Source organism: Streptomyces sp. Edi4 (genome assembly GCF_040253615.1).
Taxonomy (GTDB): domain Bacteria; phylum Actinomycetota; class Actinomycetes; order Streptomycetales; family Streptomycetaceae; genus Streptomyces.
This window is the reverse complement of the sequence record NZ_JBEJGY010000004.1, coordinates 6,200,669-6,214,524: the sequence shown is the minus strand read 5'-3', so window position 1 is coordinate 6,214,524 and position 13,856 is coordinate 6,200,669. Positions and strand designations below refer to the sequence as shown.

The 13,856-nt window shown below is 71.7% G+C and carries 13 protein-coding genes; 8 read left to right on the top strand and 5 right to left on the bottom strand.

The annotated features are described in order from the left end of the window. Positions 1 to 10 precede the first annotated feature (10 nt). Positions 11 to 1,213: a CobW family GTP-binding protein gene (locus ABR738_RS30190; RefSeq protein ID WP_350233098.1), complete on the bottom strand. Its 1,203-nt coding sequence runs from the start codon at positions 1,211 to 1,213 to the stop codon at positions 11 to 13. Between the two features lie 279 nt (positions 1,214 to 1,492). Between ABR738_RS30190 and ABR738_RS30185 the strand changes: the two genes are divergently transcribed. Beyond that, positions 1,493 to 2,626, top strand: a complete 1,134-nt coding sequence (locus ABR738_RS30185) for an FAD-dependent monooxygenase (RefSeq protein WP_350233097.1) — start codon at positions 1,493 to 1,495, stop codon at positions 2,624 to 2,626. A gap of 59 nt (positions 2,627 to 2,685) precedes the next feature. On the opposite strand, the gene ABR738_RS30180 is transcribed toward ABR738_RS30185, so the two are convergent. Further along, the gene (locus ABR738_RS30180; RefSeq protein ID WP_350233096.1) at positions 2,686 to 3,843 is read right to left on the bottom strand and encodes a citrate synthase; all 1,158 of its coding nucleotides are present in this window, start codon (positions 3,841 to 3,843) and stop codon (positions 2,686 to 2,688) included. 120 nt (positions 3,844 to 3,963) lie between these two features. On the opposite strand from ABR738_RS30180, the gene ABR738_RS30175 reads away from it, so the two are divergent. The 6 genes from ABR738_RS30175 to ABR738_RS30150 all read left to right on the top strand — a co-directional run bounded on the left by ABR738_RS30175 (position 3,964) and on the right by ABR738_RS30150 (position 9,722). After that, positions 3,964 to 5,277: a citrate/2-methylcitrate synthase gene (locus ABR738_RS30175; protein ID WP_350233095.1), complete on the top strand. Its 1,314-nt coding sequence runs from the start codon at positions 3,964 to 3,966 to the stop codon at positions 5,275 to 5,277. Positions 5,278 to 5,350: 73 nt separating this feature from the next. After that, positions 5,351 to 5,809, top strand: coding sequence for a winged helix-turn-helix transcriptional regulator (locus ABR738_RS30170; RefSeq protein ID WP_350233094.1), 459 nt, complete (start codon positions 5,351 to 5,353; stop codon positions 5,807 to 5,809). Positions 5,810 to 5,896: 87 nt separating this feature from the next. After that, positions 5,897 to 6,745, top strand: a complete 849-nt coding sequence (locus tag ABR738_RS30165) for an alpha/beta fold hydrolase (protein ID WP_350233093.1) — start codon at positions 5,897 to 5,899, stop codon at positions 6,743 to 6,745. A gap of 16 nt (positions 6,746 to 6,761) precedes the next feature. After that, positions 6,762 to 7,160, top strand: coding sequence for a nuclear transport factor 2-like protein (locus ABR738_RS30160; RefSeq protein WP_350233092.1), 399 nt, complete (start codon positions 6,762 to 6,764; stop codon positions 7,158 to 7,160). A gap of 169 nt (positions 7,161 to 7,329) precedes the next feature. Then, positions 7,330 to 9,048: a sensor histidine kinase gene (locus ABR738_RS30155; protein ID WP_350233091.1), complete on the top strand. Its 1,719-nt coding sequence runs from the start codon at positions 7,330 to 7,332 to the stop codon at positions 9,046 to 9,048. Continuing rightward, positions 9,045 to 9,722 (top strand): response regulator, encoded by a 678-nt coding sequence (locus ABR738_RS30150; RefSeq protein WP_350233090.1) that lies wholly within the window; start codon positions 9,045 to 9,047, stop codon positions 9,720 to 9,722. Before ABR738_RS30155 ends, ABR738_RS30150 begins: the two co-directional genes overlap by 4 nt. Before the next feature lie 52 nt (positions 9,723 to 9,774). On the opposite strand, the gene ABR738_RS30145 is transcribed toward ABR738_RS30150, so the two are convergent. The 3 genes from ABR738_RS30145 to ABR738_RS30135 form a co-directional block, all read right to left on the bottom strand. Continuing rightward, a complete protein-coding gene (locus ABR738_RS30145) occupies positions 9,775 to 10,767 on the bottom strand; it encodes an ABC transporter substrate-binding protein (protein WP_350233089.1) in 993 nt (330 codons plus the stop codon). Positions 10,768 to 11,015: 248 nt separating this feature from the next. Beyond that, positions 11,016 to 11,894, bottom strand: coding sequence for an ABC transporter permease (locus tag ABR738_RS30140; protein ID WP_350233088.1), 879 nt, complete (start codon positions 11,892 to 11,894; stop codon positions 11,016 to 11,018). A gap of 289 nt (positions 11,895 to 12,183) precedes the next feature. Beyond that, positions 12,184 to 12,999, bottom strand: coding sequence for an ABC transporter ATP-binding protein (locus ABR738_RS30135; protein WP_350233087.1), 816 nt, complete (start codon positions 12,997 to 12,999; stop codon positions 12,184 to 12,186). 168 nt (positions 13,000 to 13,167) lie between these two features. Between ABR738_RS30135 and ABR738_RS30130 the strand changes: the two genes are divergently transcribed. Beyond that, complete coding sequence (locus tag ABR738_RS30130; protein ID WP_350233086.1) at positions 13,168 to 13,851, top strand: response regulator; 684 nt, start codon at positions 13,168 to 13,170, stop codon at positions 13,849 to 13,851. Positions 13,852 to 13,856 lie beyond the last annotated feature (5 nt).

The following is a 13,856-nucleotide window of genomic DNA, read 5'->3' as shown; positions in this document are numbered from 1 at the left end:
CGGGCGTCAACTAGCCCAGGGGGCCGGGGAGTTCACCGATCTCCCCGGCCTCTTCCCACTCCTCTGGGGCCTCGATGCCGGACTCGGGCTCGGCCTCCGCCTCGGGCTCGGGTACGGGCTCGGGCTCGGGTACGTAACGCAACACGCCCCACATCGCGTGTTCGGCGGGGACGGCGCCCGGGTCGTCGCTCACGCAGCCGGCGAGGTGCTGGTCCAGGGCGGGCGCGTCGATGCCGGCGCCGATCAGGACGAGGTCGGTGCGGCGCTCCTGGCCGGGCGTCCACGGCTCGGGGTAGAAGCGCAGGAACCGGCCGACCGCGTGCAGGCTGTAGCGGTTGCGGGGATCGGCGGCGCCGAAGTCGATGAACCCCTTGACGCGGTAGAGGCCTTCGGGCCGGGTGTCCAGGAAGGCCATGAGGCGGCGCGGGTCGAGGGGCACCTGCGAGGTGAAGGCGACAGACGTGTACCCGGCGTGCAGGTGCCCGCCATGGCCCGGGCAGCCGGGCCCATGCGGGTCGTGCCCGCAGGAGCGGCCGGGCTCCTCGCCACCGGGCAGGTCGTCGAGCACGTCGTCGAGCAGGTCGTCGAAGGCCAGCTGCCCGACCCGTTCCGTGACGGGCCTGCGGTCGAAGAAGAGCTCCGGGTCGACGCGGCCGTACGCGGACTCGACCACGGCGGCCGCCTCGGGCAGCGAGGCCCGCAGCCGGGCCAGGTCACCGGCGTCCACCCGGTCCGTCTTGTTGAGCACGACGAGGTCGGCGATGGCCACGTGCCGCTCGATCTCGGGGTGGTGCTCGCGCGTCGCCTCGTACTCCGCCGCGTCGACGACCTCGACCAGGCCCCCATAAACGATGCGCGGGTTCTCGCTGGCGAGCAGCATCTTGAGGAGCTCCTGCGGTTCGGCCAGACCGCTCGCCTCGATGACGATGACGTCGAGGCGAGCGGCGGGACGGGTGAGCTTGTCGAGGTAGCGGTCGAGTTCGCTGCTGTCCACGGCGCAGCACAGACAGCCGCCTCCGAGTGAGACGGTGGAGTCGCCGAGCCGGCCCGCCACCGTCATGGCATCGATCTCGATGGATCCGAAGTCATTGACGATGGCGCCGATACGGGTGCCGCGTGAGGCCCTGAGCAGATGGTTGAGCAGGGTGGTCTTGCCCGAGCCGAGGAAGCCCGCGAGGACGATGACGGGGATCTGCCGGCCGGGGTTGTTCACCTGGGACCTTTCCGCGAGCCGCGTCCCCCGACGCCGCCCCCACCGGCGGCGGCCGGACCCGGCCTCTGTGCTTGCTGGTTGTCTGTGCCTGCTGGTTGTCCGTGCCCGCCGGCTGCCCGCTCTCGCGGACATTGCCCGGAACGCAACGATTCCTTGCCGTTTTGTGTATTGCGGCCCCCCGGCACGCTGTCGAGACTCAGCCTGTCACGACTCGACGTATCCCCGGAGAGCGGGTGAAGCGGTCTCCAGGATGCATACGACCAGCACCGGGAGCGCGCCATGCACAACAGGAACGTCTTGATCTCCGGGGCCAGTGTGGCAGGGCTGACGCTGGCCTACTGGTTGCAGCGGGCCGGGTTCCGGCCGACCGTGGTGGAGCGGGCTCCGGGTCTGCGCAAGGGCGGGCAGGCCATCGACATCCGGGGTTGCGCCTTACAGGTCATGGACCGGATGAACCTTCTCGACAAGGTCCGGTCCGTGACGACCGGCATGCGCGGCATGTCGGTGGTGGACGGCGACGGCGTGGAACTGTCGCGCTCCACCGAGGAAACCTTCACGGGCGGGGTGATTGACAACGACGACGTCGAGCTGATGCGGGACGATCTGACCACGCTGCTGTTCGACGTGAGCCGCTACGGCACGGAGTTCCTGTTCGACGACGTCATCACCGCCATCGCGCAGGACGACGACGGTGTCGAGGTCCGCTTCCGGCACGAACGCCCGCGCCGCTTCGGCCTGGTGATCGGCGCGGACGGCCTGCACTCGGGGGTGCGCCGACTGGTCTTCGGGCCGGAGTCCTCCCACCTGCGTTTCCTCGGCAGCTATCTCGCGATCTTCAGCGTGGACAACTTCCTCGCGCTGGATCACTGGCAGACCTTCCACATGACCCCCCAGGAGCTGGTCGGCGTCTACAGCACGCGCGACAACACCGAGGCGAGGGCGATCCTTCTGTTCCACTCCCCCGAGCTGGACATCGACCACCGCGATCCCGTCCGCCACAGGGCCCTGGTGGCCGACCGGTTCGCCGGGGTCGGCTGGGAGACGCCCCGGCTCCTGGAACGCATGGGCAGCGCGCCGGACTTCTACTTCGACTCGATGAGCCAAGTCCGCCTCGACCACTGGTCCAAGGGGCGGGTCACCCTGGTGGGCGACGCGGGCTACTGCCCCTCGCCCCGCTCGGGCCAGGGCACCAGTCTCGCGCTTGCAGGCGCCTACGTACTGGCGGGTGAGCTCGGCAACAGGCCCCACGACCATCGCGGCGCCTTCGCCCGCTACGAGCTCCTGACCCGCGACTACGTCCACCGCAACCAGCGGCTCGCCCAGAACAGGTCGGGCGACAGCAGGCCCTCCCCCGTCGAGCTCGCCCGCGCGGCCAACTCCCTGACGCTTCCCGCCTACCCCTGCCGGGGCTGACCCCGCCCCGCCCCGGCAGGAGCCGGCGGGCCCGGCGTGCGGCGCCGCGAGGAGCGGGCTCAGGCAGCGGGGACGGGCTGCGGCGGGGGCGGCCCCACATAGCGCGCCGCCGGGCGGATGATCTTCGAATCCGCCGACTGCTCGAGAATGTTGGCGCTCCAGCCCACGACCCGGGCGGCACAGAAGGTGGGCGTGAACATCTCGCGGGGCAGGCCGCACAGTTCCATGACCACACCGGCGTAGAACTCCACATTGGTGTGCAGCTCACGGCCCGGCTTGAGTTCGGCCAGGATCGCCTCGACCTGGCGCTCCACCTCGACGGCGAAGTCGACCAGCTGTCCGCCGAAGCTCTGCGCGATGCCGCGCAGCATGCGGGAGCGGGGGTCCTCGGTGCGGTAGACGGGGTGCCCGAAGCCCATGATCCGGTCACCGGCCAGGACGCGTTCGCGGATCCAGCCGTCGATGCGGTCGGGGGTGCCGATCGCGTCCAGGGTGTCGAGGGCGCGGCTGGGCGCGCCGCCGTGCAGGGGGCCCGAGAGCGCGCCGACCGCGGCGACCAGGCTCGCCGCGACATCGGCGCCGGTGGAGGCGACGACGCGGGCGGTGAAGGTGGAGGCGTTGAAGCCGTGGTCGATCGTCGAGATGAGGTACTGCTCCACGGCGCGGACCCGCTCGGGCTCGGCCTCACAACCGGTCAGCATGTAGAGGTAGTTGGCGGCGTAGGGGAGATCGTCGCGGGGCTCGACCGGCTCACGTCCCTGGCCGAGCCGGTGCAGCGCGGTGAGCAGGGTGGGGACGGCGGCGCAGGCGGCGAGCGCGTCCTCGGCGCGTTCGCGCGGGTCCAGGTCGTACACCGGCTTGAAGCCCCTGGCCGCGCCGAGCAGGGAGAGCGCGGTGCGCAGTCCGGCCAGCGGCCCCGAACGGGCTCCGGTGCGGGCGATCCCCGGCAGCGCCTCCCGTACGCCGTCGGGCAGGTGGCGCAGCCCCGCCGTGCGGGCGGCGAAGGCGGCGCGGGCCCCGGCGCCGGGCAGCTCGCCGTGGAACATCAGGTACCAGACGTCCTCGAACGTGCGGGCTCCCGCGAGCTCCACGGCCGAGTACTGGCGGTAGTGGTAGAACCCCTCGCGGCCTCGGACGTCGCCGAGTTCGGTGTCCGTGACGACGACGCCCGCGAGCCCGCGGGGTGCCGCGGCGGGGGCGGTGACGGTGCCGGCCATGTGACTGCCTCCTTCAGTGCTGCATCTTCCATGCTTCATCTTGATTCGACTGTCTATGATTGATTACAAGGTGTCAACATTGATTCTGATCCACTCAATCAATATGGATACGGTGACCCCATGACGGAACAGGCACGGCTCACCACCCGCGAGGCGGCCCAGCGGCTCGGCGTGAAGCCCGAGACGGTCTACGCGTACGTCAGCCGGGGGCAGCTGAGCAGTGAGCGCGCGCCCGGCGGCCGGGGCTCCACCTTCGACGCGCGGGAGGTCGACGCGCTGGCCCGGCGCGGCAACCGCCGCGAGCCGTCCGCCGCCGGCGCCACGGGCGGCGAGCTGAGCTTCCCCACCGCCCTGACCCTGATCGACAAGGACCGCTACTTCTTCCGCGGCGTCGACGCCGTCGAACTCGCCACGGCCTACGGCTTCGAGGAGGTCGCGGAGTGGGTGTGGACCGGGGAGCTGACGCGCGGCGCCCGCTTCACCGCGCCGCCACCCTTCCTCGAAGCGGCCCGGCGCGCCGCCGGTGCGCTGCCCGCGCACAGCGGCGCCATGGACCGGCTGCGGGTCGCCGCGGTCGCCGTCTCCGCCGCCGACCCACTGCGTTTCGACCTCGACCCCTCGGCCGTCCTCGGCTGCGGCCGGATGCTGATCCCGACCCTGGTCGGCGCGCTGCCGAAGGCGGCCAGGACCGAAAGCGACGCGGACGACACGGACGACACGGACGACGGGGACGACGGGGGCCGCCTCGCCGGGCGGCTGTGGCGGCGCCTTACCCCGCAGGTACCTGACGCGGCGTCAATTGGCTTGCTGGACACGGCACTCGCGCTGCTCATCGACCACGACCTCGCGGCCTCCACGCTCGCCGCCCGGGTCGCCGCGTCCGCCCGAGCCCACCCCTACGCCGTGGTCTCGGCCGGGCTCGGCGCGCTGGAGGGGCCGCTGCACGGCGCGGCGAGCGGCCTGGCCCACCGCACCCTGGCCGAGGTGCTCGAGCGCGGCGGCGCGGCCCCGGTCGTCGCCGACCATCTGCGCTCGGGGCGGCGCGTACCCGGCCTCGGACACCGGCTGTACACCGGCGAAGACCCGCGCGCCACCGCCCTGTTCGCGCTGCTCGACGCCATCCCGCGGGCGGCGGACGCGCTGGCGGCGGCGCGCGACGTGGTGGACACGACAGCCCGGCACACCGCCCTGTACGCCAACGTCGATCTCGCGCTCGCCGTCATGAGCGTCGCCTTCGGCATGCCGGCGGAGGCCGGCGAGACCGTGTTCGCGGTGGCCCGCACCGCCGGCTGGATCGCGCACGCCCTGGAGGAGTACGCGGAGCGGCCCCTGCGGATGCGCCCCAGCGGCCACTACACCGGCCCCCGCCCGCCACGGCCCCTCCCCCTCCAGGGGCCGTCCACGGGCCGCCCGGGCGCTGCGGCGAGCCAGTAACGTCTCACTCCTACGTGCCCTTCAGTACCGACCAGACCACTCACCGCCGGGCCGGCGGGGGCGGGAGAAGCCCATGTCCGACCAAAAGGGTCACCTCACCTTCCAGCACGGCCAGGAGTTCCTGTCCGCCATCTCCGAGCGCTGGAACTACCAGATCCTGCGGGAGGTGTTCTTCGGCGTCGGCCGGTTCGGCGAGCTCAAACGCGCCCTCGGCATCTCGGCGAACATCCTCACCGCGCGGCTGGCCAGCCTGACCGAGCTGGGCCTGCTGACCAAGCACGCCTACCGCCCGGACAAGCCGTGGTACGAGTACCGGCTCACCGACAGCGCCCGCGAACTGGTCGTGCCCGCCATCGTGACCATCACGCGCTGGGCCGAGGCCCACGCGACGGACGGCGACCTCACGCGCCACCCCCTGGTGCACACCGCGTGCGGCAGGCCGACCGAGCCCTATCTCGCCTGTAGCAGCTGTCACCGGCCGGTCGAAGCCTCGTCCCTGCACCCGGCACAGCCGGAGGAAGGGCCACACTGACACACCCCGGGGCCAGTGGTAGCGGTTTGATACTAGTAGCGCTACGCTACCAAGTGTCGCCTCAACGACCACGGAGAGGAACCGCACATGACCTCCGTCTGGCTCCACGACGTCACCGAGCAGCTGATCCCCACCGCCCTGGGAGACATCAACGTCCGCGTCGGCGGCCGCCCCGACGGCCCCGCCATGGTGTGCTGGCCCAGCCTGATGATGGACGGCACGATGTGGCAGTACCAGTACGAGCACTTCGCCCCCACCCACCGTCTCGTCCTCATCGACAGCCCGGGCCACGGCAAGTCCGAAGCCCTGCGCAGGATCATCGACCTGAGGGAGTGCTCCGACGCCCTCGTGGAGATCCTTGACGCGCTCGGCATCGAACGCTGCGTCCTGGTCGGCAACAGCTGGGGCGGCATGCTGGCGGGGGTCTTCCCCGCGTACCACCCGCGCCGCACCATCGCGGCGATCGGCATCAACTGCACCGCGTCCCTGCCCTCGACCTTCGAGAGTGTCTGGGCCACCGGGCTCTCCGCCCTCCTCTCGCTGCGCGCGAGCATGCCGCCGCTGGCCGTCAAGGCCGCGCGCGCCGCCTTCGCCGGCCCCACGGCCGAGGCCACGAACCCCGAATTCCTCGACTTCATCACGTTCGTCCTGCGCGACGACCCCAAGTCCGTCGCCTGGGCGCTGCGGAGCATCCTGATCGGCCGCAAGGACGAGCACCGCCGTCTGAGCACCATCCGGGACACGCCCGTCCTGATCATCGCGGGCGAGGAGGACAGCCAGTTCCCCGTGCACGTGGTGCGGCGCATGGCCGACGCCATCGAAGGCAGCACCTTCCGTGTGCTGCCCCATACCGCCCATCTCGCGGCCCGCGAGAACCCGGCGGCCGTCAACGCCGAGATCCATGCCTTCCTCGCCGCGCTGCCCGCCGCGGCCTGACCAGGAGAGCGCCCTCATGCCGGACACCGCCCACGCCACAGCCGTCCCCGAGTGGATCCTCGCGTTCATGGACGCCATCGACACACTGGACTTCGACGAGGGGTTCGCGCCTCTCACCGAGGACACCGACATGTACTTCGGCACCGCCCACATCCATGGCGTCGAGGCCATCAAGTCGTTCTTCGTCAAGATCGACGCACCGCTGCACATCAGCCATGAGGTCCTGGAGTACTGGACCACGGACAATGGCGTCCGGCTGCTGCGCGGCGAGGCCGTCATGGCCAAGAAGAGCCACCCGGAGCACGTGGTGCGCGCGCCGTTCACGCACATCTTCGAGCTGGAGCGACAGGAGCCGCCACGCGTGCGGACCCTGCGCGTCACGGCGGGCCCGCTGCGCACGGACAGCGTCATGTGATCCGCAGACCGCCGCGGCTGAGCCCCGGCGACGGCCCGCGACGACCCGCGCGGCGCGCCCGGCCCGCGACGACCGGGCGCGCCGCGCGGGCCGTCGCGGGCCGGGGAGACCGCACTGTGATCCCGGAGGCATTCCGGGAAGCGGTCCGGGCCGTCTAACGTGCCTACCCATGACCGCCCACCCGACCAGGCCCGCGCCCCGCAGGCGGCGTCTGGGCTGGCCACGGCGGGTCTTCTCCCAGGTGCTCCTCATGCAACTGGCCATCGCGGCCGGTGTGGCCGTGCTGGCCACCGGGCTCTTCCTCGCCCCGCTCGGCGCCCAGCTCGACGACCAGGCCATGCGGCGTGCCCTCGCCATCGCCGCCACGACCGCCGCCCAGCCCCGGCTCGCCGACGACCTGCGCTCCACCCCGCCCTCCGCCGGCGGCCCGGTGCAGGCCGAGGCGGAACGCGTGCGGCGCGCGACGGGCGCCGAGTACGTGGTGGTCATGGACACGCGAGGGGTGCGCTGGTCGCACACCGACCCCCGTGAGATCGGCCGGGTCGTCTCCACCGACCCGAAGGACGCGCTGGCCGGCCACGACGTCATGGAGATCGACAGCGGCACCCTGGGCCGCTCGGCCCGCGGCAAGGTCCCGCTGCGCGACGCCCGTGGCACGATCGTGGGCGCCGTGTCGGTGGGCATCGAGTACGACAGCGTCCGGGCCCGGCTCCTGCACGCGATCCCGGGGCTGCTCGCGTATGCGGGCGGCGCGCTCGCGGTGGGCGCGCTCGCCGCCTACCTCATCGCAAGGCGCATCCACCGGCAGACCCGTGACCTGGCGTTCTCCGACATCTCCATGCTGCTCGCCGAACGTGAGGCGATGCTGCACTCCATCCGTGAGGGCGTGGTCGCACTCGACCGGGGCGGGCGCATCAGACTCCTCAACGACGAGGCGCAGCGTTTGCTCGGCGTCGGACCCGAAGTGGCCGGGCAGGCCCTGGACGACGCGCTGGGCGCGGGACGTACGACGGAGGTCCTCGCGGGCCGGGTCGAGGGCACCGACCTGTTGACCGTGCGCGGCCACCGCGTCCTGGTCGCCAACCGGATGCCGACGCAGGACGGCGGCGCCGTGGCGACCCTGCGCGACCGTACCGAGCTGGAACGCCTGGGCCGCGAACTGGACTCGACGCGCGGCCTTATCGACGCCCTGCGCGCCCAGGACCACGAGCACGCCAACCGGCTGCACACCCTGCTGGGCCTGCTCGAACTGGAGCTGTACGAGGAGGCCGCCGACTTCGTCACCGAGGTCGTCGGGGTGCACCGGGCCACCGCCGAGCAGGTCACGGAGAAGGTCGAGGATCCGCTGCTCGCCGCCGTCCTGGTCGGCAAGGCGACGGTCGCCGCCGAGCGCGCGGTGGCCCTCGGTCTGTCCCCCGCGACCCTGCTGCCGGACCGGCTCGTCGATCCCCGCGGCCTGGTCACCGTCATCGGCAACCTCGTCGACAACGCGCTGGACGCGACGGCCGGGGTGCCCGGCGCCGCGGTGGAGGTGGAGCTGCGCGCCGAGGGACGCACGGTGGTCGTACGGGTCCGTGACAACGGTCCCGGCATCCCCGCCGAGCTGCGGGAGCTGGTCTTCACCGAGGGCTGGACGACCAAGGAGGCGCCCGCGCACGGCAAGCGGGGGCTCGGGCTCGCGCTGGTGGGCAGGTTCGCGGAGCGCATGGGCGGCGGCGCGCGCGTCGCCGACGGTCCGGACGGCGGGGCGGAGTTCACCGTCGTACTGCCCGACGCGCTGGGCGAGACGCCGCACACGAGCACGGAGGCCGGCTCCGTCACGAGCACGGATGCGGGCTCCGTCACGAGCACGGACGGGCGACGAAGGCCCGTCGAGGAGGCGCGGTGATCGACGTACTGGTCGTGGACGACGATCCCCGGGTCGCCGACATCAATGCCGCCTACACCGCGAAAGTTCCCGGCTTCCGGGTGGTGGCGCTCGCGCATTCGGCCGCCCAGGCGCTGGCCCGGGTCGTGGCGCAGCCGGTGGATCTGGTGCTGCTCGATCACTATCTGCCGGACGAGAACGGGCTCGCCTTCGTGCGGGAGCTGCGGGCGCTGGGCCACCACACCGACGTGATCATGGTGACGGCGGCCCGCGATGTGGCCACCGTGCAGGCCGCGATGCGTCAGGGCGCGTTGCAGTATCTGGTCAAGCCCTTCAACTTCGCCGGCCTGCGCGCCAAGTTGGAGGCGTACGCCGTGCTGCGCCGGACCCTGGACGGTGGCGGCGAGGCCGAGCAGGCGGAGGTGGACCGGATCTTCGGGGCGCTGTCCGTCCCGGCCGAGCCCGACCTTCCCAAGGGCCACTCCCCCACCACCGCCGATCTGCTGCGCCGGGTGCTCAAGGCGGCCGAGGGCCCGCTCGCGACCCAGGAGATCGCGGAGCGGGCGGGGGTGAGCCGTCAGACCGCTCAGCGCTATCTGAAGCTCCTTGAGCGGGCCGGCCGGGTGCGGCTCGGTCTGCGCTACGGCGAGACGGGCCGCCCCGAGCACCGCTACGCGTGGGTGGCCTCGCGGTAGCCGGGGGGCGGCGGTCGGCGGGTGCGGCCCGCGGTGGATCGGCGCGGGCGCGTCAGCCCTGCGGGACCTTCTTCACGAACTCCGTCGTGTAGGTCCCGGACAGATCGACCTTGGCCGACTTGAGGTTGGGATTGAACGCCTTGAGTACGCGCTCGACCGTCTCAGGACCGTTCTCGGGCATGACGCCGTCCTTGGTGAACATCGGCAGCGTGGACTCGATCGCCTGCGCGTAGAGCGCCTTGCCGCCCTGCGCGTAGTCCGCCGGCATCTTGGCCACGATCTCCAGCGCACTGTGCGTGGACATCCAACGCAACGTCTTCACCAGGGCGTTGACCAGCTTCTGCACCGTCTGCCGGTGATCGTTCACCCACTGCGTGTTCATGTACAGACTGGAGGACGGATAGGGACCGCCGAGCGCCTGCCGTGAGCCCTCGGGCGTGCGCATGTCGATCAGGACCTTGCCGAGCTTCTGGTCGAGGAGGGCGGCGACCGTCGGGTCGGTGGTCATGCCGCCGTCGATGGAGCCCTGCTTCAACGCGGCGATGAAGGTCTGTCCCGCCCCGACCGCGACGGGGGTGAAGTCGCTGGTCTTCACCCCGTCGCGGACCGCGAGGTACTTGGTGAGGAAGTCCGTCGACGACCCGAGCCCGGTGACCCCGAGCTTCTTGCCCTTGAAGTCCTGGGGCGACCCGATGCCCGCCGCGGCCCGCGTGGAGACGACCTCCACCTCGCCCGGCGCGTGCGAGAACTGCACCACGGACTCCACCTTCTTGCCCTTCACCTGAAGGTCGAGGGTGTGGTCGTAAAAGCCGACGGCGCCCTGGACGTCACCGGAGATGAGCGCGGTCTCGGCCTGCACCCCGGCCGGTTCGGTCAGCAACCGCACGTCCAGGCCCTCGGCCTGGAAGTAGCCGAGCCGCTGGGTCAGCATCGCGGGCAGATAGATGACCTTGTCGAGGCCGCCGACCATGATCTTGACGGTGGCCTGCCCGGACGCGCTCCTGGTGTCCGACGCCGCGTGGCCGCCGCAGGCGGAGAGCGTCATCAGGAGAGCGACGCAGAGGCCGCCGGCGAGGCGGGCGCGGGGTGCGCTGCGCGCGGCCGGGCGCGCTGAACGAGGCGATGCCGCTGGGGAGTTGAGGCCGCCTGGTGCGGCGTCGGAGTTGCTGCCGTGCATGATCATCACGTCCCTGTGATCACGGGTGGGGTACGGAGGGGGTACGGGAGGGGGTACGCGGCGCGCGTTGGCGTTCCGCGTACGGAGCGGGAGCCGTCCGGGGGCGGCGGGTCTCGTCAGCGGTCGGTGGCGGACTCGGCCGGGCGCCAGCGGAACAGCCGCCGTTCGGCGAAGGTGAGCAGAGCCTCGGTCAGCAGCGCGACCACCGCCAGAATGGCCATCGCCGCGTACACACCGGCGGCGTTGAAGGTTCCCTGCGAGGCGGCCACCAGGAGCCCGAGGCCCTTGGTCGCGCCGATGTACTCGCCGACGATCGCCCCGATCAGCGCGAAGCCGAAGCTGACGTGAAGGCTGGTGAAGATCCAGGAGGTGGCGGAGGGGATGACCACCTGAAGGGTCACGCGCTGCTTGCTCGCGCCCAGGACGCGGGCGTGGTCCACCAGGTTCCGGTCGACCTCGCGGGCGCCCTGGAAGGCGTTGAAGAAGACCGGGAAGAAGACGAGGACGACGGCGGAGGCGACCTTGGAGGCAGGGCCGAGCCCGAACCAGATCAAAAAGACGGGCGCGAGCACGATGCGCGGGATGGCGTTGAGCACCTTGATGTAGGGGCCGAGCACGTCGGCGAGGAAGCGGATCCGGCCAAGGGCGATGCCCAGCACCACACCCGCGACCACCCCGACGGCCCAGCCGAGCAGCGCCTCGTAGAGCGTGTACCAGATCTGCTCCCAGAGCGAACCCTGCGCGGTGCCGTGCTCGGCCCACTCCCGTATCTGGCGCCAAATGGCCGAGGGCATCGAGAAGTTGAAGGCGTCGATGACCTCGGCGCGGGCCAGCACTTCCCAGGCGCCGAAGACCACGACCAGGAGCAGGACGCGGCTGCCGAGGACCAGAAGACGGCGGTTGCGGGCAGCCCGGGCACGCGTCGCGCCCTTGGCGCCGGACGGGGCGGGGGCGTCGAGCGGCGTCGGTGAGGCACCGTGAGCGTCCGGCGGCATCGGCGGCGCACTGTGTGCGTCAGGCACCGTGGACGAGGCACCGTGAGCGTCCGGCACCGTCGACGAGGCACCGTGTACGTCAGGCGCCGTCGGCGACGCACCGTGCGTCTCCGGCGCCGTGGACGAGGCACCGTGTACGTCAGGCGGCATCGGCGACGCACCGTGAGCGTCCGGCGCCGTCGGCGACGCACCGTGCGTCTCCGGCGCCGTGGACGAGGCACCGTGTACGTCAGGCGGCATCGGCGAGGCACCGTGAGCGTCCGGCGCCGTCGGCGACGCGCCCTGAGTGTCAGGCGGCATCGGTGACGCTCCGCTCCCTGGTGATGCGGACCTCTTCGCCCAGGCACTGCCAGATCTCCCGGTAGATCTCAAGGAAGCGTGGTTCGAGGCGCACCTCCTCGACCTTGCGCGGGCGTGGCAGGCCGATGTCGAAGACCCGTTTCACGGTGGCGGGGCCCGCCGTCATCACGACGACCCGGTCGGCCAGGGCGATGGACTCCTCCAGGTCGTGGGTGACGAACACGACCGAGGCCCCGCTGCCCGTCCAGAGCTCGAGGAGTTCGTCCGACATCAGGGCTCTGGTCTGCACGTCGAGGGCCGAGAACGGCTCGTCCATCAGCAGGATGCGCGGGTCGTTCACAAAGGTGGCGGCGAGCGCGACGCGCTTGCGCTGGCCGCCGGAGAGCTGGTGCGGATAGCGGTCCTCGAAGGCGCTCAGGCCGACCCGGGCGAGCCAGGCGCGGGCCATCTCCTTGGCTTCGGCCTTCGCCACGCCGCGAAAGCGCGGGCCCGCCATGACGTTGGAGAGCACGGTGCGCCAAGGGAAGACGGCGTCCTGCTGGAAGACGAAGCCGACCTTGTCCCCGATGCCGCGGACCGGCTCCCCGGCCACGAAAACCTCACCATAGGTGGGCTCCTCCAGGCCGCTGACCAGGGTCAGCGTGGTCGACTTGCCGCAGCCGGTGGGACCGACGACGACCACGAACTCACCCTGGCACACGGTGAGATCGAGGTCCCGTACGGCGATGTGCGCGGCGCCCGACGGCGTACGGAACGCCTTGCCCGCGCCCCTCAGCTCGATGGCGGGGCTGGTGTCTGTGTTCATGGAGCGGGACCGTAGGCGCGGGCCGCCGCGGGCGTCAGCCTTGTGCGCGCTGGACGTACTTCTGCGCGCAGACCCCTGTTGTGCTCGTTTTGCGCGCGATACAACTGCGGAGTTCAGCGCGACATCGGCGCGCGGCACCGCTGTCGCGGCCTCGGGAAGGGATGCGTCGTGATCGATGTCCTGGTCGTGGACGACGATTTCCGGGTCGCTGAGATCAACGCGGCGTACGTCGGGAAGGTTCCCGGCTTCCGGGTGGCGGCGCGGGCGCACAGCGCCGCGCAGGCGCTGGCCGCCCTGGAGCGCCACCGGATCGATCTGGTCCTGCTCGACCACTTCCTGCCCGACGAGACCGGGCTCAGCCTGGTGCGCCGGATGCGCCAACGGGGCCACCACACCGACGTGATCATGGTGACGTCGGCGAGCGATGTGGCGACCGTCCAGGCCGCGATGCGCCACGGCGCCCTGCACTATCTGGTGAAGCCGTTCACCTTCGCGGGGCTGCGGGCCAAGCTCGACGCGTACGCGACGCTGCGGCGCACGGTGGACCGGGCCGCGGACACCTCGGGCGCGGGGCCGGCGGCGCAGGACCAGGAGCAGGTAGACCGGATCTTCGCCGCGCTGCGCACCGGGCTGCCGAGCCGCCACTCGGTGCCGACAGCGGAACTGATCCGCGACGTCCTGCACGACGCCGACCACCCGCTGTCCGCCCACGAGGTCGCCGGACGCACCGGCCTGAGCCGGTCCACGGCCCAGCGCTATCTGCGTCTGCTCGAACAGTCCGGGCGCCTGCGCCTGACCCTGCGCTACGGCGAGACGGGACGCCCGGAACACCGCTACGCGTGGGCGGTGTGAGACGG

Bases quoted from the DNA above. Each gene is read 5' to 3' on its own strand.
- ABR738_RS30185 (WP_350233097.1), top strand. From the start codon at position 1,493: ATGCACAACAGGAACGTCTTGATCTCCGGGGCCAGTGTGGCAGGGCTG.
- ABR738_RS30180 (WP_350233096.1), bottom strand. From the start codon at position 3,843: ATGGCCGGCACCGTCACCGCCCCCGCCGCGGCACCCCGCGGGCTCGCG.
- ABR738_RS30175 (WP_350233095.1), top strand. From the start codon at position 3,964: ATGACGGAACAGGCACGGCTCACCACCCGCGAGGCGGCCCAGCGGCTC.
- ABR738_RS30170 (WP_350233094.1), top strand. From the start codon at position 5,351: ATGTCCGACCAAAAGGGTCACCTCACCTTCCAGCACGGCCAGGAGTTC.
- ABR738_RS30165 (WP_350233093.1), top strand. From the start codon at position 5,897: ATGACCTCCGTCTGGCTCCACGACGTCACCGAGCAGCTGATCCCCACC.
- ABR738_RS30160 (WP_350233092.1), top strand. From the start codon at position 6,762: ATGCCGGACACCGCCCACGCCACAGCCGTCCCCGAGTGGATCCTCGCG.
- ABR738_RS30155 (WP_350233091.1), top strand. From the start codon at position 7,330: ATGACCGCCCACCCGACCAGGCCCGCGCCCCGCAGGCGGCGTCTGGGC.
- ABR738_RS30145 (WP_350233089.1), bottom strand. From the start codon at position 10,767: ATGACGCTCTCCGCCTGCGGCGGCCACGCGGCGTCGGACACCAGGAGC.
- ABR738_RS30140 (WP_350233088.1), bottom strand. From the start codon at position 11,894: ATGCCGCCGGACGCTCACGGTGCCTCACCGACGCCGCTCGACGCCCCC.
- ABR738_RS30135 (WP_350233087.1), bottom strand. From the start codon at position 12,999: ATGAACACAGACACCAGCCCCGCCATCGAGCTGAGGGGCGCGGGCAAG.